The 20,480-nt window shown below is 41.3% G+C and carries 12 protein-coding genes; all 12 read right to left on the reverse strand.

What is annotated here, in order from left to right; translation table 11 throughout:
• Positions 1-11: 11 nt before the first annotated feature.
• On the reverse strand, positions 12-1,442 hold the full coding sequence (locus L2764_RS12350) for a DUF3131 domain-containing protein (RefSeq protein ID WP_248940560.1): 1,431 nt from the start codon (positions 1,440-1,442) through the stop codon (positions 12-14).
• 13 nt (positions 1,443-1,455) lie between these two features.
• Positions 1,456-2,784 (reverse strand): DUF3131 domain-containing protein, encoded by a 1,329-nt coding sequence (locus L2764_RS12355; RefSeq protein ID WP_248940561.1) that lies wholly within the window; start codon positions 2,782-2,784, stop codon positions 1,456-1,458.
• Entirely contained in the window at positions 2,771-4,609 is a 1,839-nt protein-coding gene (locus L2764_RS12360) for a glycosyltransferase family 2 protein (RefSeq protein ID WP_248940562.1), read from the reverse strand. The genes L2764_RS12355 and L2764_RS12360 overlap by 14 nt, the downstream gene beginning before the upstream one ends.
• Positions 4,610-4,623: 14 nt before the next feature.
• Positions 4,624-6,339, reverse strand: coding sequence for a glycoside hydrolase family 9 protein (locus L2764_RS12365; RefSeq protein ID WP_248940563.1), 1,716 nt, complete (start codon positions 6,337-6,339; stop codon positions 4,624-4,626).
• Positions 6,336-8,519 (reverse strand): glycoside hydrolase family 2 protein, encoded by a 2,184-nt coding sequence (locus tag L2764_RS12370; RefSeq protein ID WP_248940564.1) that lies wholly within the window; start codon positions 8,517-8,519, stop codon positions 6,336-6,338. The genes L2764_RS12365 and L2764_RS12370 overlap by 4 nt, the downstream gene beginning before the upstream one ends.
• Positions 8,516-8,986 (reverse strand): ATP-binding protein, encoded by a 471-nt coding sequence (locus L2764_RS12375; RefSeq protein ID WP_248940565.1) that lies wholly within the window; start codon positions 8,984-8,986, stop codon positions 8,516-8,518. Before L2764_RS12375 ends, L2764_RS12370 begins: the two co-directional genes overlap by 4 nt.
• 11 nt (positions 8,987-8,997) lie before the next feature.
• Positions 8,998-10,188: a nucleotidyltransferase family protein gene (locus L2764_RS12380; RefSeq protein ID WP_248940566.1), complete on the reverse strand. Its 1,191-nt coding sequence runs from the start codon at positions 10,186-10,188 to the stop codon at positions 8,998-9,000.
• An 11-nt stretch (positions 10,189-10,199) separates the two neighbouring features.
• Complete coding sequence (locus L2764_RS12385; protein WP_248940567.1) at positions 10,200-10,529, reverse strand: STAS domain-containing protein; 330 nt, start codon at positions 10,527-10,529, stop codon at positions 10,200-10,202.
• Complete coding sequence (locus L2764_RS12390) at positions 10,481-11,740, reverse strand: PP2C family protein-serine/threonine phosphatase (RefSeq protein ID WP_248940568.1); 1,260 nt, start codon at positions 11,738-11,740, stop codon at positions 10,481-10,483. Before L2764_RS12390 ends, L2764_RS12385 begins: the two co-directional genes overlap by 49 nt.
• A gap of 480 nt (positions 11,741-12,220) precedes the next feature.
• Complete coding sequence (locus tag L2764_RS12395; protein WP_248940569.1) at positions 12,221-17,143, reverse strand: calcium-binding protein; 4,923 nt, start codon at positions 17,141-17,143, stop codon at positions 12,221-12,223.
• A gap of 70 nt (positions 17,144-17,213) precedes the next feature.
• Complete coding sequence (locus tag L2764_RS12400; protein WP_248940570.1) at positions 17,214-18,512, reverse strand: HlyD family type I secretion periplasmic adaptor subunit; 1,299 nt, start codon at positions 18,510-18,512, stop codon at positions 17,214-17,216.
• A gap of 10 nt (positions 18,513-18,522) precedes the next feature.
• Positions 18,523-20,238: a type I secretion system permease/ATPase gene (locus tag L2764_RS12405; RefSeq protein ID WP_248940571.1), complete on the reverse strand. Its 1,716-nt coding sequence runs from the start codon at positions 20,236-20,238 to the stop codon at positions 18,523-18,525.
• Between the last annotated feature and the right edge of the window lie 242 nt (positions 20,239-20,480).

The following is a 20,480-nucleotide window of genomic DNA, read 5'->3' on the forward strand; positions in this document are numbered from 1 at the left end:
GTATAGATAAGCTATTGAGTACTTACAGAATCAAGATGAGCCAAAGCTTTAGCCTTTTGTTTATTACGAGGTAAACATTTTCCTTCATGTCCAAATTGAGTTTGCAGTGCCTTGCCCCACAAACTCGGTGCCATATCAGCATGATAAGTTAATATTTTTCCTTGAGTTTTATACAACAGTATTTCTAATAAAATACCATTATTATTGGAGGTGAAAGTTTCAATTAAGCCTTTTCCATTTTCATATATTCCTTCATAAAAACCTTTTTCTTTATCATAAGTATGACTGACATGATCAAACAACAAATCGGTATATTCTGTATCCCAGAGTACCCACATCCCCATGGCACCTTTAATCGCCACAGCTGAATATTGAGGTAAATACTCTCCGACTTCAGAAATCGTATTCCATGCAAAACCATCCGTATAAATAGTGTCATAGACAAAATAGGGAGCGCCTGCAAGTTGATGTTCAGTACGCGCGGTGATAATGCCTGTTTCATGATAACGTGCTTCTTGAACACGATAAATTTGCATCGCAAACTCAGCCATCCACTCATGTGAATAATCATTATCATGAGCACTGCGATCTTCAGTTAAATCCCACCCTAGCTCGATACCATCAAGGACATAACTTTCAGTCACTACATAACTGTGAGCCTTTAGTTTACGAGGATCTCGCGTATCGTAAGGAATGTCATAACCATACAGATTTATCGTACCATACGGTTCTGGCAACAAAGCTTGCTCAGTATTAAATCCCCATAATTCAAACCCTTTTGCTGCATATTCCTCATATCCCAATCGCCCTTCTTGTAAATATTGCACCTCTTTACCTTTCTCAAGCAATGCCCCAAACATGGTGCCATTCTCATCCACTACATGACAAAAATTCCAACGTAATACTGCAGAATCAATTGCAGTGCCGTATTCTGGAAAGCGTTGTTTGATAATATATAACCAAATTAATAAACGGCCAAGATCCAGTGCCGAATAACCAATTTCACCGGGTTGGTTAGCATAATCCACTTTAGCTGCCGTTTGAGTATTATAAACCTTGTTAGGTAACTCACCTCTGAACAAATCAATGGTGTTTAATGTTGCAACAAATTTCGTAAAACGGCGATTAAATTCTTCTTTATCAATCACCCCAAACTCATACACACTCACCATGCCGGCTAAATAAGATGCAGCATCCCACCAAGTAACCGATGGATAGTTATTCACCGCATTAACCAGTCCCGTCGACTCTTGATAATTATTCTCAAAATACTTCCAAGCAATCGTCGCCATTTCAAGCTCTTGCTCAGTTAACGGTCCAGAGCGCGGAACAGGTGATGTCCAATGCCTTTCTCGCCCAGTGACCTCATTTGAAAACCCTTGATAACGATTGCCACAAGCCGTCATTAATATGATGAATAAACAAGTCAAAAAAACACGCATATGACACTCCCTATTAAAGCTGCGTATCGACACCAATATTCAACAGCGCCCCGTTTTGCATATAAGCCAGTGACTCTAAAATAATACCGTTAGTATTAGCCGTAATAGCTGTATTGATTTTCCCATCCCGTTCATACAGCCCTGAGTACCAACCTTTTTTCTGATTAAAAAGCGTATCAACACCTTGTATTAACTTGAGTGTATAAGGCGTGTTATACAAGGCGTACCAACCAAATGCCGCTTTCGTCGAAAGTGTCTTTAACTGAGAAGCATCTGCACCAGTATCACTGATAGCATTCCATTCTTTACCATCTGAAAACACGGTGTTATAGACAAAATAAGGAGGTTGATCAACATTATCCTCACTCACCGCAGTCAAAATACCTAATCGGTCAAAGCGGTTCTTTTGTGCCTTGTAGACACGATAAGCAAAAATTCTAGAGATACTATCAGAACCAAACTCAATGCCATCCAAAATATAGGACTCACTAACCACGTAGTTATGTGCATGATATTTAGCTGGATCACGGTTATCAGTTGGCACTTCCACTCCATCGATGGTGATCAGTTTTAAATGATCGGCATACCTTAACGCATTAAAAACATCTCGCCCCATTAAGGCTAAAGCTTTCGAGGCATACTCTTCATAACCAATCCGCCCTTCTTGGACTAAATCAAATTTATCCCCAGTAGGAGAAGGCCTAGCACCAAATAAATACCCCTCTTTATTCATCGCTTCCACTTTCCAATACTCCAATACTTTATTCACTTGTCTATTAAATTTGGGGTATTTCCAGATAAGGATATTCATTGGGACCAGTATTCGACCCACATCAATGGCAGACCAACCTATGCCATTAGGGGTGTCTTTGTTGGAATAATCCACCATTGCAAGCGTTTGAGTATTATAAGCTTTATTGGGTAATAAGTTTTCAACCAAAGGGATGCGAGATAATGTCACTAACGCCTTTTCCATTCGAAGATTAAACTCTGTTTGCGTAATGACATTTAACTGTTGGGCAGAAATCAGTGCCATTAAATAAGAGGCGGTATCCCACATGGTTGTTGAAGGATAACCATCAACAGAGTTCACCAGCCCAGTATTGTCTTGATAGTTGTTTTCAAAATACTGCCAAGCTATTTTAGCCCACTGGTATTCTTCATCTGTCAGGACTCTTGCATCTCTAAAAGGGATGGGCTCAGTCGATGTAAAGCTTAAATTACCTAAGACTTGGCTATAATCGCGCGTCTCGATAGAAAAGGCGAGTACAAGCGCGGTTAATAACCCTGCGATAAATACAATGTGATGACGTGCCTTGACCAAAGAACTACTCGATTCCATAATCTAACCCCTCTCCTTTATCAGTACTCGGTGACCAAAAAGCAGAGGCAATCATGCCCCACATCGCCATCATATTATTTAATGTCCAAAAACTATTAAGGATTAAACCACCCAATGAATAATCACCAAAACTCCCCGTTCCGTAGGCAACCCAAGCAAACCCCATACTAAACAAACTTAATACAAATACGGCAATTTGTGGGATCACTAAATGCAAGAACACACCTTGCTGGCGATCTTTAGGTGTTGTCGGGAAACTGATTTTTTTACCTCTAAGCACTGTCCATAACGCGCGCATATTGACCGGGAAAAAGGATAAAAAATTACTTTTCCCTTGATAACCTGATATTCCCCAAGTCCCAACCATCATGGCCAGTTCAGCGGTTAATACAAAAGGTAAAAAATGCAAATAAAAAGTCGTGTCATAGGCACTCACTGGCGCAATGCTTGTTAGGAAATAAATAATGGGGCAGGCTAAAAAAATAACATTCCAAATGGCGGATAAATTCGACCAAAAACTGGCAGCGTACATTATTTTTTGTTTGAAACTCATGCCTTTTTTAAGTAAAGGATTGTCATTCATAAAGATATCGATTGATCCCCCAGAGTACTTAAATCGTTGTACGGTCCAACTCTGTAGATCTTGAGGAGACAGCATTTTACTTTCAACTTCAGTATGTTGAACTGAACGCCAGTTCCTTTCGGTGTCACCATGAAGAATAATGGAAGTATAAATGTCTTCGGAGACATGAAATTTATAAGGCGTGAATTCAGTATCGAGAATAATCTCTTGCTTTAATCCAGAAGAGATATCTTTATCGACATATTTCTCTTTCGTCAACTTACGGATCTGTCTTTCAATCGCGTCATGCTCTTGGCTAATTTGATGACTATAACTTCTCAGTGCCGCTTCCATGACGGCTTCACGTCTATGTATCGAGCCCGCTCCACAGCAAAAAGACGCATTCGCCCAATTGCGTCTTCGTTGGATCACGTCATAAAACATCTGAGGATCATTAACAAAAGGATCTCGACCTAAGGTTATTGGGCCGTAGAACTTTTCCAATAAGCGACCAAGCCAAGAAAAAGGTCGACCCAAGCGACGTTTCAGCCAAACAGGTAACCTTTCCCCCGCAGGTAAATCAAAAAACCATTGGGGAGTCTGTACCCATGCCACATCAGGATCTCTAAAATAACCTAAGGTATTTTCTAATATACTGGGAAAAGGACGCGTATCCGCATCACAAATAACAATGAAATCACCGTATGTTTGCTCTAACGCATTGCGTAAATTACCCGCTTTATAACCCTCATTATTCTCACGAGTAATATACTCAACGCCCATCTCCTGTGCTAACTTTGCCATTTCTGGCCGTTTACCATCATCGAGAATAAAAATTTTCATTTCAATTTCGTGAGGGTAACGTATTTTAAGCGCATCCCTAATGCTCAATTTAACCAGTTCAGGTTCTTCATCATAAGTGGGAAATAACACATCAATACAAAGCGGTCGGTCTTCGGTTGGATCGTTAACACATTCTCCGATACTACTCGGGACAGGCCTTTTAGGCTCATCTTTAGTCTTCCATAAATTAAAAACAAATAACAGCGAGCCAATAAAAGCACAAGATTCTGCAAACGCTAATGGTAAAGAAAACCACATAGCATCATAATTTAACGCAAACCCCCAACGCCAAACTAGATACCAAATACCTAATGTAAGATTACACGTGGCTAGATATTGATAAAGTAACTCTCTAAAATGACTATGTTTAACGGGTTCTGGTGGGGTTCTATTTTCAAACTCATTAAAATAAAAATCCATTTTACTTCTCCATATTACCGTTCTTTAAAAGCTGCATAATACACCGCTAATAGACCAATCAAGCTGGCGTTATAATCAATGGCAAATTCATTGACCGCATAAGATTTTTCATTATCAACATAGCTCAACATACCTAAACCTTTTGGCGCGATCCCCGCTTGAGCATGTTCATTTGGGCCTCCCACCAAAAAACCAGGTAAATTAACGCCACTGGCATTTTGATATAAATGATGAATATGCTTAACGGAAAGACTGCCAAAACCGGTTACAAAACTTAAATTAAACGCATTGGCACCCAATAAGTAATCTAGTTGCGATTGACTATATTGCCAATATTTAAACGAATGGTTTAATGATTGTGCTAATTGAGATGACCAAGCCAATAACAATCCAGCCTCAGCAGCCATCTTATTTGACCCCCAAATAAAACGGTCATTCGCCACAAAAAAGGGCTGCGATTGGGCAATTTGTGCATACTCTGCCGCTTTGGCATGTAAATCATTTTGTAAAAAAGTAAACGCTTTCTTTTTAGAAAGAATAAGATGCCAAATGCCCATTAACGCGGGATTTTTCCATTCAAATATATCAAGGTATTCAGGGGTGTAAAGCGCTAGAAAGATCGTCTTATATTGCTCATTTTTCGTTGCCAGATACAGCTCAGCCAAGGCCCATAATCTATCATCAACATCCGTTAATAAACTGGTCTCCGTATCATGAACATTACTCATATAAGCCCCAGAACCACTATCATCCTCTTTCTTCCAATCAATGAATTGCTTCGGTGTGCGGGCCAAATATCCCCAAGCACGTATCGCTGCATTCAAATAACGTTTAGCCTCAGTGGTATCAAATGCTGCATATATACGACTAGCAAAAGCCATTGTTGCAGCAAATTTAGCCGTATCGGCGCTGCTCACACCGTAAATATAACGAAGTTGAGGATCATTCCATGGGCCGGTGACTTTAGGCCAATGCTGCCCTGATACTTTGCGATAGACAGCACCATCACTGCGTTGCATTTTTTCCAACCAATGCAGACCGATCCTCGCCTCTTGCAACACATAAGGTAACTGACTCTTTTTTAACTCTTCAGGCTGAAAGGCTACTGAATGAAATAAAGACGGTACTTGTCGATAAGCTTCCAGTAAATGGGCAATGGTAATCGTTGTCGTCGCCACATATTTGCCAAAATCGCCGGCATCATACCAACCCCCATTAACATCAACCCATTCATTCTTCATATGAAAGCTATCGGCACGATAGATCAATCCATCATGAATATGACTCGGGGGGCGAGACACTCCCGTTTCTCTATCTTCAATTTCAACACCAGAACGTTGTAAATATAATGCTCTAATTAATCGGTACAATAATGGGTTATAAACATCATCGTTAATCTGAAAAGGCGCTGATAATTGTTTCCCTGCTTGAAAACGATACCAACCTACTTGCGTCAATCGGCTAAAGTCAACGGTTGAAACCGTCCGTTTCTGATCTAAGCGTAAGCGATTTATCTTCACGGGGAATTGTTTTGTCCTCCCCGTTTCCATATCAATCAATTTCACTTGAGTCGTTGAGGCATTGATCCAATAAGCCCTCTTTTTTGCTAACCGTGGATAACCTAGTTGATTTACCACTATATCGACGTCAGAGACGACTTCACTTGCATAATGATCAAACGGAAGTAATAAACAAAAACACCAAACACATCCCCCCCATTTTATACTCATAGTAATTCTCGCTCTAATTGCTCGGTATTATATTCATTTATTGATAAGACTTTACCTGAGGGATCTTTAACAATGAGAGAGAACTTTTCAACTTTCAGCCTGGAGATTGGCAGCTTAATACGTGTCATTCCATTAGGTTTGATATTGACATTAACTTGCAGTAGCGGCATTTGTGTCGTTTCATCAACTAACCACACTGAGGCATTGTGATAACTAACGCGACTGTCATTGATCAGTGCAACGGCCATTGATTTAGTCTGCACATTCGGTAACGCCTCAACCACAGGTAACAAAATTTGATAGGCTTGCTGCATCGTATCAAATCCCGCTTTGGGATGACGTTGATAGTCTAAAACAGACCAAGTAATAGAAGGCCAACTATCAACAAACATAAATTGATAAATAGCAGCAATATCAGTCTGTCTGCGTAGACGTAAACTTTCACTGGCATATTTAATTACATTGGCTTGGTAACGTTGCGAATGACTGACAAACTCCTTCAGGCTATTACCCATCTCTATTTGTGCAATATTCAACGTTTGTTCTGGTTGATAATTATGGTATTTAAGTAAGTTGATATCATCAAATGTCAACGGCCATCGTGTTGAATTGGGTTGAGTGGAATTGGATAAGATCTGTTTCATCAAGCTCAGGCTGGGTAACGCTTGAGCACCAAATTCACTGACTATGGGGGCAAGGGGTTTATCTCTATAAAACTGATACCGTCCCCAATACCACCCAAACCAAGGATGCTCTCGAGTGAATGATGCTTTTCTAACAATACGTGCATCCTGTGTTTTTAATAACTGCTGATAAACTGCTTCCGTTAGTTTTTGATTATGCTCGGCTTGATAACTTTTATATTGCTGCGCCATCCAAACGGCATCCCAAGGCGGTTCATTATGGCCACACCAAATGGCAATTGACGCATGGTTAAACAGCATATCGGTCATAACCTTAGTTTGCCTAACCGCTTCTTTAGTAAAATTAGGATCATCTAAATAACCCCATTGCAAAGGAAAGTCTTGCCAGACAATCATCCCATACCGATCTGCTAATTGATAAAAGTGCTTTCCGGTCACATGGGCATGAACCCTAACACTATTAATATTAGCCTGTTGCATGAATAAAATGTCTTGTTCATAATCATCAAAGGTCATATCCCCTAACCATTGACTGGCGATATAATTCGTTCCTCTAATAAAATAAGCCTCACCATTGACATAAAATGTGGCTTGTTTTTCATCGAATTGAAATTGCCTGAAACCAATATCCACTTTTTGTTGATCGGAAACCTTATCTAATTCAAACAGTGCATCAACAACCGACACCGATACTTGTAATGAATATAATGTCGGGCTTCCCCAATCCCACGGCCACCATAAATCGCGAGGTTTTTCAGGAAAATCCCAATGAACTTGTTGTTGGTTATGAGTCACATTCACTAACATACTGTGCTGACTATCAAGCCTATCCTCAGCATTCAATAAAGTAAAATCAACCCTAATTTGACCTCTAAAATAACTGTCTAAGTCAACAACGACCTTTCCGCCTGTTTTAACCGTTTTCAAATCAATAATATTAGGCGTCACTTTCACACTCGATATGGCAACAGGCCCAGTAGAGATTAAGCTTACATCTCCCCATATTCCGCCTGAATTCCTATCCTGTCCCGCATCAGACCAAGCGCTCCCAGGACGGGTATCATGATGGCTTAATACCCCCTTAATTAACGTTTTATTCAGTGACCAATCCTCTCCATTGGTCTCTATAGGGCTGGTAACCTTCACATTTAATTGATTGATTCCCTCACTAACAGCGCTGGTCACCTCTGTTTTAAAAGGGGAGAAATACCCATGATGTTGAGCGAGTAACTTACCATTTACGCTCACATCAGCACTGTAATCCACGGCATCAAACACTAACCATAACCGCTCATTCTTATTGAGCATATCAAGATTAAATTCACGACTATAGAAAGCAACCCCATGATGTTCGATACCATAACTAGACCAATTACTGGGAACAGGTATTTCACTCGATCTAAAAGGAGCCGTTGATGAGCTAGAATACTCAAGTAGCCAGGTGCCATTTAATGATTGAACATTAGACTGCCAAACAGGGGGATTACAACAACCTAACGCAAAGTATATTGAAACTGCAATCAAGCATCCTTTCATTTATCAAGCCCACTTTCTGGTTGGGTATGACGAAAGAAGGTCAGAGTATTACGGCCAATCTCACTGATGTATTCCGTCTTATCCGTTAATTCTTGTAAAATCCTTAAGCCTCTATTGCTAACCGTCCATGTTTCTGGATCCTCTGGATCCGGAACTACAAACTCTTCAGTTAATTTATCGTCTAATAAATCTAACGGCATCGCCGTACCATAATCAGACACTTTAACCACTAAAGTCGGATTGCCTTGTTCGCAATAAGACTCAATTTCAAGCTTATCTCCTTCAACGGAATGATAAGAATGTTCAAAGACATTATTCACAATTTCAACTAAACATAATTCCATTTGGCAAATAAGCTCTTCAGCCAACTCTAATTCATGCCAAAACGGGATGATATCAGCAGATACCTCTCGAGAAGTATTTAGACTACTTGGGTATATCCGATTAAATCCCTTTAATACAGGCATATGATTTCCTTTTATTTTACTGGTTGCATCCCAGATTGATTTCCCTGCGATGCGATCCCTGTAAAAACCTCAACATTTTTCTCGATGTTAGAAATAGATTTTGACATATTACGATTTTTAAGAACATGAATATATTCACTATTCTCTAATAATTGTGTATATCCATCATGACCTATTAAATAGTCACCAAACATGGTTTTATTGGCAATATAAGCTTCATCTTCAATATGAATATAATCACAAATTAAAGTATTACTGACTAATGCTTTTGAATCTATCTTACAATTTGCGCCAATAACGGCAGGACCGATTATGCTGGCTCCATTACCGATTTCACAGCCATTGCTAATGAGTACAGGTGGAGTGATTTGACATTGTTCAATATCAATCACGGTATTAATTCCCACCCACACCCCTGAAGCAACTTGTGTTCCAGGGATCGGATAACCTTTGACCTTGCCCTTTAAAATATCACTGGTCACAGACCAGATATCATTGACCTTTCCCACATCCAGCCATTGAAAGTCCATATTAACCGCATAAAAATCAATTTCTTTTTCAACCAATAAAGGAAATAAATCAGCCCCAATATCAAACTCGGTATTTGACGGAATAAAATCAAAGATAGCCGGTTCAAAAATATAAATCCCTGTGTTTATCTGGTTAGATAAGGCTTTCTCTTTTGTTGGCTTTTCTTGAAATTGAGACACTAATCCATGCTTATCGGTGACAACTACACCATATTGACTCACTTCAGATAATGGTACTTTTTTAGTAATTATTGTTGCCAATCCCCCACATTGTTTATGATGCTGAACGGCTTGCTTTAAATCTAAATCAATCCAAGCATCACCACAAACAACAATAAACGTGGCATCAAAGAAGGCCGAAAAGTCTTGAATTTTCTTCATGCCCCCCGCAGAGCCGAGTGCTTGACAAATATACTTCCCCCCTTGTTCAACCACCTCATAAGAATAAGAAAGTTGTACATTAAAATGATGACCATCACCAAAATAGCTCTCTATACTTTCAGCAAGATGACTGGTATTAATGACTATTTTATCTATCCCATGTTTAGAAAAGAGTTGTATCATTGACTCCATTACTGGCTTCCCTAAAATAGGGATCATAGGCTTAGGGATCATATGTGATATAGGTCTAATGCGTGTCCCTTTTCCTGCTGCCAGTATCATTCCTTTCATCAATAATCCCTCTATTTACTTGATGTCGCATCTTCTATCGTGGCATGACTTAAAATTAATTTATCGATCCGGGTCAGTTTAAGTAACTCTTGAACCGATTTTTGCGGATTGACAATACTGATTTTGGTATTGCGAAGTAACTTATACACCCCCATGACAGCGCCCAATCCACTGCTATCCATAAAGCGTACTTGCCCTAAATCCAACACCAGATGCTCAGCAATATTACCTTTCACCAGATCGATTTCATTACGAAATGAAGGGGCGAGTTTGGCATCAAACCGATCTTCATTTATTTGAAGTACTGTGTATTTGTTTTCTTCAATGAGCTCGTATTGCATTGTTCATCTCCTTCCGGGTAGCCTTTCCATTCAAAAACCAGCACACTGACATCATCATCAAACTGCTCTTTACCTTGCCAACTTCTCACTTCGTTTATAACAGTATTGGCTTGTATCGATGTGGGCTGCTCTCGTATATCAAAAATCAATTCCTTTAATCTTGCTTCAGAAAACTGATGACTGTCTTTTTCAGCTTCGGTGATCCCATCGGAATAAAGCCAGATTTTATCACCAGCGGCTAGCTCTATTGTACGAGTGGTATATTCGGCAAAATCAAACACCCCCACAACATAACTATCTTGCTCAACAAACACCGCTTTATCTTTACTATTTTGCATCCATACCAGCGGTGGATGGCCAGCAAAAGCATAAGAAAGCATGCCGGTTTGGGTATTTAAAATGGCGTACACCATGGTAAAATAGAGATCGCTTCCCTCTTGACTTAAATACAATTCATTCAATTGCTGAATAACTTGACAAGGTGAAGTTATTTTATAATAAGGGGCTTTATCTGTTTTTTGTCTCACCAATGATGAACTATCGGCACTCACACTGATGCTTTGCTGAACTGAAAAGGACATTAAAGCGGAAGAAACGCCGTGCCCTGCTACATCAAATAAATAAATCCCCACATTGTTTTCATCCAGCTGCATACAGCCCAGCATGTCACCCCCAATTTGTGCACTGGGTATCGATACATAATTAAGCTCAGCTCTGGCGAAATGGGGATCATTGGGTAATAAACGTTTAATAAACTCACCCGCCGCCGCTAAATCTTGCTTAATCGTGGCATAAGCGGAATCTAATTCCGCATTTTTTTTAACCAGCTCATTATTGAGAGCCAATGTTCTAAAACCGGCTTGCAAACGAGCATCTAACTCATCGATATTGGTATCTTTTGCAATAAAATCATCCGCACCAGCATTGATCCCTTCAATGATAGAATCTTGATCGTCTCTGGCAGACAATAATACAAAAAAGATATAACGAGCATAATGAGGAGATTTGAGCTGTTGGCATAATTCAATGCCATCACACTCAGGCATAATCCAATCACTCAACACCATTTGAATATTGGGATGCGCTTGCAGCTTTAGTAGTGCTTCATTACCATTAAGCGCCGTTATGACATGATAACCACGAGAAGTCAGTTTCTTCTTAATGATCATGAGTAAGACTTTTGTATCTTCAACCAGTAAAATAGTCTTCATATTAAATGTCAGTCCAAATGCTTTTGGTTGACTGCGTAATAACTACGAACATCAACACCAATAAATCCTTTTACTGTTGAAATTCTAGTAATGAATCAGCCTTTCAACAAGCTAATACAGTTTATAAAAATATATTTACGCTATGAACTCATAAGCATTTTTTAATAAAAGGAACACACGACTAGATAAAAGTATTAATAATATTATAAGATTAACAAACTACTCTTATTCTTCCTCAATCAAAAAACATTGATGAAACCAAATATAAAAACCGATAGGCACACTGCACATACAACCCAAAAGAACTAGTACAGAAGCTGTATAAAGAGATCACTCATTACGACTTGTTAAATGATGAGATAGGATTATATCGTAAGACATCTCGATATTTAAAGTGGCGTTCAGTGAATTAAATACTGTGCTAGAGGATCTTAATGATTAATCATTTAACATATGCAGCTTTATTGGCGATACAAATCATTAGCCTAAATTGTCATCATTTAATGAAATACTGCCCGCATCTAAATCACTCCATATCACCACATCACCTTCTTCACTTGAAAAAACAAAACCTTGCAGCTGTTCAATATCAACTCCTTCAGATTCATATTTTTCTTTTAAATCGCCGTCTAATTCTTGACTTGATAGCATGGATTCTGATTGGCTCCAATGATCACCCGATAACGTCACATTTTCACTGCCGACAACGAGAAAGTTACTCTCAGAAGCAGACTCAGCATTATTACCTACATTGCCACCAGCACCTTCTTGGTATATTTTATCTAACGACAACATTAGCTGTACATCGTCAATACCCTCATCGACAATAAATGCTTCTACGTTTTGGATCCCACTGCCAGTCATATCAATAACATTATCTTCAATTGCTGACACTTCCAATACATCAAAACCTGTTCCCCCATCGTAACGAAATTCGGTATTATCCATTTCTCCACTGACTGTCTCACCAAAATCACTATGATCGAACATGATAGTGTCATCACCTTCACCGCCAAACAAAGTGTCAACGCCTGTACCTCCGTCTAAATGATCATCTCCGCTACCAGCGTATAGTTCATCATTACCGCTTCCACCATCCAGAATATCATCACCTTCACCTGCAAATAACGAATCATTGCCCGATTGCCCTTTCAACGTGTCACTGCCTTCATCACCAAATAACTGATCGCTCCCTCCACCGCCAAGTAATTGATCATCGCCTAAGCCACCATATAATTGATCGCTTCCCCCATCACCCGATAATTGATCATCCCCCCTTTCACCAAACAACTGATCACTTCCACTTCCGCCCTTTAATGTATCTTGACCTTCACCGCCGAACAACAGATCACTTCCTCCCCCCGCACTTAATTTGTCATCTCCCAGCCCACCTTCCAGCATGTCAATCCCACTCCCTGAACTGAGAATATCATCGCCTGCATCACCTGCAAGCGTATTATCGCCATCGCCTGCATTAAGCACATCATCGCCATCACCACCGGATAACGTATCATTGCCCGCTCCCGAGACTAAATTATCCTGGCCCGCATCACCTGCAAGCGTATTATCGCCATCGCCCGCATTAAGCACATCATCGCCATCACCACCGGATAACGTATCATTGCCCGCTCCCGAGACTAAATTATCATCGCCTGCATCCCCCGCAAGGGTATTATCGCCATCGCCCGCATTAAGCACATCATCGCCATCGCCACCCGATAACACATCACTGCCCGCTCCCGAAACGAGTTCATCCTCACCCAACCCACCCTCGAGTCGATTATCACCCACAAGCGCTTCAAGATAATCCTGACCTTCTCCACCCATTAAAATATCGTCACCCGTCCCCGAATAGAGTCTGTCATCACCCGTCCCACCCGATAATATATTATCGCCACTTTGTGCATGCAGTTCATCAATCCCTTCCCCGCCCGCTAAGGTGTCATTACCCGAGCCTGCAAATAATTTGTCATCACCTTCTCCACCAGAAAGCACATCATTACCTTCACCACCCAATAACACATCATCACCCGCCCCACCATCGACACTGTCATCCCCACTACCTGCATCGACTAAATCCGCTCCTGCACCAGCATCCACATCGTCATTACCACTGCCGCTATACAATAAATCATCACCGTCATTGCCTTGCAGGGTATCATTACCCTCTCCACCATAGAGCTGATCTTGGCCTTCCCCCCCCGCTAACAAATCATGACCTGCTTCGCCGAAAAGTAAATCATCTCCTTCACCTCCCAAAAGAGAATCGACTCCTTCTCCGCCAAATAAGGCATCCTCTCCCTCATTACCTTCGATGACATCGTCACCATCACTACCAAACGCAGTGTCATTTCCTTCTCCACCGAAAATGACATCGTCGCCTACACCCGCATCAATAAAGTCATCACCCACCTGACCATGGAGTTCATCGGCTCCATCCCCACCATAAATAATATCTGAACCGTCTCCCGCATAAACGGTATCTGAATCGACTCCACCGTATATTTCATCAGTGCCATCTGCAGTATTGATCATATTATCACCCGCCTCCCCAAAGACGCGATCATCCCCGCTCCCCGTATCTATATCATCATTCCCACTACCAGCAAAAACAGTATCTTGACCATCACCGGTGGTAATGACATCATCGCCGCTCCCACCAGATACTAAATCATCTCCCATACCCGCAATAATCGTATCTTGGCCCCCATCGCCATAAAGCTCATCATTGGCACTGCCGCCGAACAAAGTATCATTTCCCTCCCCACCAGAAAGCAATCCTCGCTCATCTTCGGCATGAAGAATATCATTTCCTCCTTCGCCGTATAATTCATCATAGCCTTCACCACCGATCAGCTCATCATTTCCTTCTCCGCCAAACAAGCGATCGTCGCCTTTCCCCCCGATAACGCTATCGTCTCCAGAGCCTGCATAAACAGTATCATCTCCGTCCTCACCAAACAGTTCATCATTACCTGCATCGCCCGATAGGATGTCATCACCAATACCCCCATATAGAGTGTCACTTCCTCCGCCACCCATTAACCTATCATCACCCTCTTCACCTTCAAGCACATCATCGCCATCGCCGCCATCCAGTAAATCATTACCGATCCCTGCAACTAAACGATCTTCATTGTCTCCTCCGTAGAGACGGTCATCGCCTTCGCCACCAAATAGCACATCATTACCGCCATCACCAAAAAGTTGATCGTTTCCTTCTTCACCTTCAACAATATCATCACCGCCACCCGCAAAAGCCAAATCATCACCCGCCCCGGCCAAAATAACATCATCTCCAGAACCCGCATCTATCGTATCATCCCCACCAGCAGCGAATAAGGTGTCATCCCCCAAGCCACCTAATAACACATCATCCCCTTCTTGCGCATTGAGAATATCGTCACCACTGCCCCCATCAAGAAGATTATTCCCACTGCCTGAAAAGAGTTCATCATTGCCTTCTCCCGCTCGGATTTCATCATCCCCTGAACCACCTTCCAATCTATCTTCTCCCGCTCCGCCAAAAAGTGTGTCCTGTCCTTCTCCGCCCATTAAATGATCGTCACCTTCATCACCAAAAAGCATGTCATCGCCACTGCCTCCATCGACAATATCACTATCGGCTCCCGCATAAACATGATCATCTCCCGCCCCAGCATCAATCTTGTCTTGTCCTCCCTCGGCATAAATAACATCATCTCCCGTACCTGACGCTATAGTGTCCTTACCTTCACCTGCATAGACATAATCATCACCCGCTCCCGCGTCGATAATATTATCCCCATCGCCAGAATAAAGATGATCGTCGCCTTCACCAGCCACTAAATGATCATCGCCACCTCCAGCATAAAGCGCATCATCACCTGCCCCAGCATCAATGAAATTATGACCTTCTCCGCCATAAAGTTGATCATGTCCTTCTCCCCCTAAAATATGATCATCTCCCCCTTCTGCATAAACCAAATCATCCCCTTCACCCGCAATAATCGTATCTTGATCTATCCCGCCATAAACAGTGTCATTTCCAAGCCCCGCATCAAGCATATTACGTCCTGATAAACCAAACAGGGTATCATCCCCTTCACCCCCTAATAATATGTCATCCCCCGTTCCAGCATGCAGCTCATCATTACCCAATCCACCTTTCAGATAATCATTACCTTCTTCACCAAATAATGTATCTGCACCTTCTCCGCCCATAAGCACATCGGCACCTTGGCCCGCCAACAGTGTATCTGCACCTTCTCCTCCAGAGAGTACGTCCATTCCCGTACCCGCCATTAACACATCATCACCTTCACCACCGCTCAATATATCCGCACCTTCATCCCCCTGTAACCAATCATTTCCTTCGCCTCCCACCAGCAAATCATCTCCTTGCCCACCAAAGAGTTGATCCTGTCCTCCATCACCAAACAACTGATCATTGCCATCATCACCTATCAGCTGATCATTTCCTTCGCCACCAGAGAGTGTGTCATCTCCCAGTTCACCCATCACAATATCATCACCGGCTCCCCCACTGACATTGTCAGCGTCATCTCCGCCCATAAGCACATCAACACCAGTCCCTCCCGTGAGTTCATCCTCTCCTTGACCACCCATCAATAAATCATCCCCTTCATCGCCGAAAAGTTGATCGTTATTGATCCCGCCTTCTAATTGATCATCTCCCTCTCCACCACTGAGATTATCTTCTCCTTGTTGGCCCATAATAAGATCGTCACCTTCCCCCCCTTCAATCACATCGTCGTACATATTATGTGTCACAAGCTCCACTCGGTTGATGTCAATCACCGTATCGGGATCAACATTAACGGCTTGTAATTGTATTTGAATATCTTCATCAAGATTGATTTGCTCTGGAGAGAGTTCAAAGTCCAACTGCATCACACCATTACCTTGATCGTTTAACATGGCTGTCGCCACAATGACCATTTGTCCTGTTAAATCTTCACCCATAATGTTCACTGACAAGGCATTATTATTTGTTAAAGCAGGACTATCTTCAGGCAAATGAATATTTAATGAGAAATGACCACCATCATTATTAACAAACTGATTTACAGAAATATTTTGTGTAGAAGCATTATCAGCAGTCACTTGCGCTAGGGCATTGTCAGACACTAATTCACTGTCAAAAACACTTTGCTCGACTCCCCATGCGGTCGTTTCGGCCGTTTCAACAACGGGTGTTACTGGCGTACTGACATCAGCCAACATTTGATCGCCTAAAATAAAATCTTTCCCTTCTTGACCCGATATACTGTCATTCCCTTCACCACCAATGAGATAGTCATCTCCTGACTGCCCATCAATGACATCATTACCACTGCCACCATCGATATCATCATCAAGGCTTGTTCCCACCAATAGATCATCTTTATCTGTTGCTTTCATGGCAAAACTCCTTTTAAGACCAACTTTGAATCAACAACAATATGTCACAACTGCCATTTGAAAATGATGACTAACTTTCTCTAAAAGATAAATTAAATGAGTTACTGAGAGGTGAGAGTAAATATTGTAATAAGGTGCGAGGCGCTAAAACAATATACACATCTGCAGACATACCAGGATGAAGCTTAATGGCCTTATCCAACATTCGTGCCGAATCTAACCTCACTTTAACCAAATAACCATCCGTTTCTTTGCCGCTTAAGCCAAAAAACCTATCAGCAGAAACATGAATAATTTCCCCTTTTATTGGGGCAACATTACGCCCATCATACGCTGTCAGTCTAACTTGAGCAGACAAGCCTGAATGCACCACATCGATATCTTCGGGTTTCACATAGGCTTCAACGATGATGGTATCTGAATCAGGCACTAACTCCATCACGACCTGCCCAGGCAAAATCACAGCACCAATAGAATGTACCGTCATGGCAACAATAATGCCGCTATGCTCAGCAGTAATATTAATATGCTGTCGAGTTTCAGTGTGCGCAGCAAGAAGTTGTAAGGCTTCATCACGTGACAGCCTTTGTTTTTGAATATGCTCTGCCAACTTTTGTTGCGATTGATCATAATGACTATCATAACCGTGCTCTATTTCTCCAAGTTGAGCCAGAGTAATGGCTTGCTTCGCATGTAATTGAATTAATGTAGCTTCAATACTGGACTCTGTTCTTTGAATTGATAAGTGACGAGATTTAGAGACATATCCATCGGTTAATAGGACTTCATTCATTCGAACTTCTTCTCTCACTAAGCCCAATTGCTTTTTAATTGACTTAATTTCTAAATCAATGCCCTCAAGAGAATGCGCTAATTGACGTTTTTTAAAATCGAATTGTTGTTTTACATGATCATCATCAGATTGTTGCCTTTCAAACATGAGAGATTGCATCGCCATTAACTGCACTACCTCTAACCGATGCTGATATTCAAGTAATGAGCCTGAAAATATCAATTCATCAACATTGTTCAATAATGCTGTCAAACGATCGATCTGGGCTTGCGCATTAAGTACTTTAAGCAATACACGTTGATAATTTGACTCGACTTGGTGATCAGCTAATGCAATTAATGTCTGACCTTTTGTAACGCTTTGACCTTCTTCTACCAAAATTTGCTTAACTTGCCCCCCATGTAAATGCTGAATTTTCTTCCTTTGACTTTCGACCACGAGCGTCCCAGAAGCAACAGCGGCGGCATCAACTTTCACCAATGAAGCCCATAGAACAAACCCACCGATAGCCAAAATGATAACCCCCATACCATATTGAATCAGTTTCTTAGTACTAAAAGTTATATTGCTATCCATTGCGCCATCCTTATTGCTTCATTGCTTCAGTCTTATCCACCTCTTCGACAGCATGTTCAGTTTGCTGACTGATTTCTTGAATATCAGAGATAAACTTTTCTTTTGGCCCCGCTTTCTCTATTCGACCATCACGTAAACAGACAACCCAATCCATTTGCCTTAAAAAACCAGCCCGATGGCTGATCATCATTACGGTAATATTATTTTCTTTGCAATTTAGCAGTACAATCGCCAAGGCCACTTCACCTTCGGGGTCTAAATTTGAATTAGGCTCATCCAAAATCAGTACTTTCGGCTTAGAAAAAAGCGCTCTGGCTAATGCCAAACGCTGTTTTTGACCTCCGCTAATTTGCACACCATTCTCACCTAATAAAGTTTCATAGCCTTGTGGTAAGGCAATAATCAGTTCATGAACACAAGCTTGTATCGCTGCATCAATAATATCTTTAGGATCTGCATCAGAAAATCGACAAATATTTTGTGCCACTGTACCCGCTAGAATTTCGACATCCTGAGAGACAAAACCAATATACTGCCCTAACTCTTGTGCATTCCATTGACTAATACAGGCACCATCTAATTTAATTCTCCCTGCGGTGGGTGAAATAATACCCATCAATAATTTAACTAATGTCGACTTTCCCGATCCACTTGGGCCGATAATAGCCAAAGACAAGCCAGCTTGTAGCCTGAAGCTAATATTCTGTAAAATAGGGGCATGATGATGAGAAGTTCTATAAATCACATTCTCGAGATGAAACTCACCTTTGGGCACAGGTAGAGCTGTCTTGATCATTTCAGGCGCTCTTTCTATCGACAATAATAACCGCTTATAAGCACTCCAAGCTGACTCCCAATTTTTCCAACAACCCACGGCTTGCTCGATGGGTGCTAAAGCCCTACCAAGAATAATGGACGCCGCAATAATTTCACCCGCACCTAATTGCTGATTTAAGACCAACCCCACTCCTATCCCAATAACGGCCACCTGAAGTAGTGTCCTTACCAATCGAGTTAACACCAACATCATGCTGATTTTATCGGCTACTAGCCATTGTAAAAAAAGCAAATGCTTGTGACTTTTACCCCAATGCCTCGCCACATTCGATGCCATCCCCATGGCTTGTAATGAACTGGCATGACGTAGAATATCGTTAATTTGCATGCCACTGGTGATCACCGCTTGAGATGCCTCATTATCGGTTAATATTGCCGCTCTCTTCACCCCGTAAGCGAGCAGTGATAACGCAATGGCCCCAACGGTCGCTGTAATGCCCAATAAAGGGTGTAACATATACAAAACTAAGATAAAAACGATCACCCAAGGTAAATCAAAAATAGCACTGGTTGAAGGCGTTAATAACAAACTTTTCACTTCACGAACATCCAACAGGCTTTGCTTATGTATCCCCCCTTCTCGTGCTGAATCTTTAATCGCTTGACTCACCAGAGACAAACTCAAATCCATTTCAAGTTTTAAGCCACTTTGTTGCATTAGTTTATTACGAAAAAAATCCAAACATGCTTGGGTCACTAATAAGAAAATAATGAGATAGGTGAGATTTAACAGTGTGTCGATGCTTGCACTCGCTAACACTCTTCCAAATAGTTGTAAGCTATAAAGCGGAAGTGCCAGCATGAGAATATTAATGAAGAAACTAAATACCGCCACATATTTAAGCTCATACTTCAATCGTAAAATAATGCTTTGCCATGTCTCTTGCATTAATCTGCACTCCATTGCAAAATTTTAACTCCACACCTTTATTAATGATTATAGCCAGAATTTAAAAACTATTCGCATTGACTAGTACAAAAGCATAACCCATCCAAATAACACCGCAATTGATCATCAATGACTAGGGGGCGTTGACAATTGGCCATGATTAGCTGATTAAGATACAATTTTTCTCTTTGAAATTCATATGTCTCGTAAAATGATTAGCGATAAGCAGTGGCGACGAATTC

The organism is Shewanella surugensis (genome assembly GCF_023284005.1).
Lineage (GTDB): Bacteria > Pseudomonadota > Gammaproteobacteria > Enterobacterales > Shewanellaceae > Shewanella > Shewanella surugensis.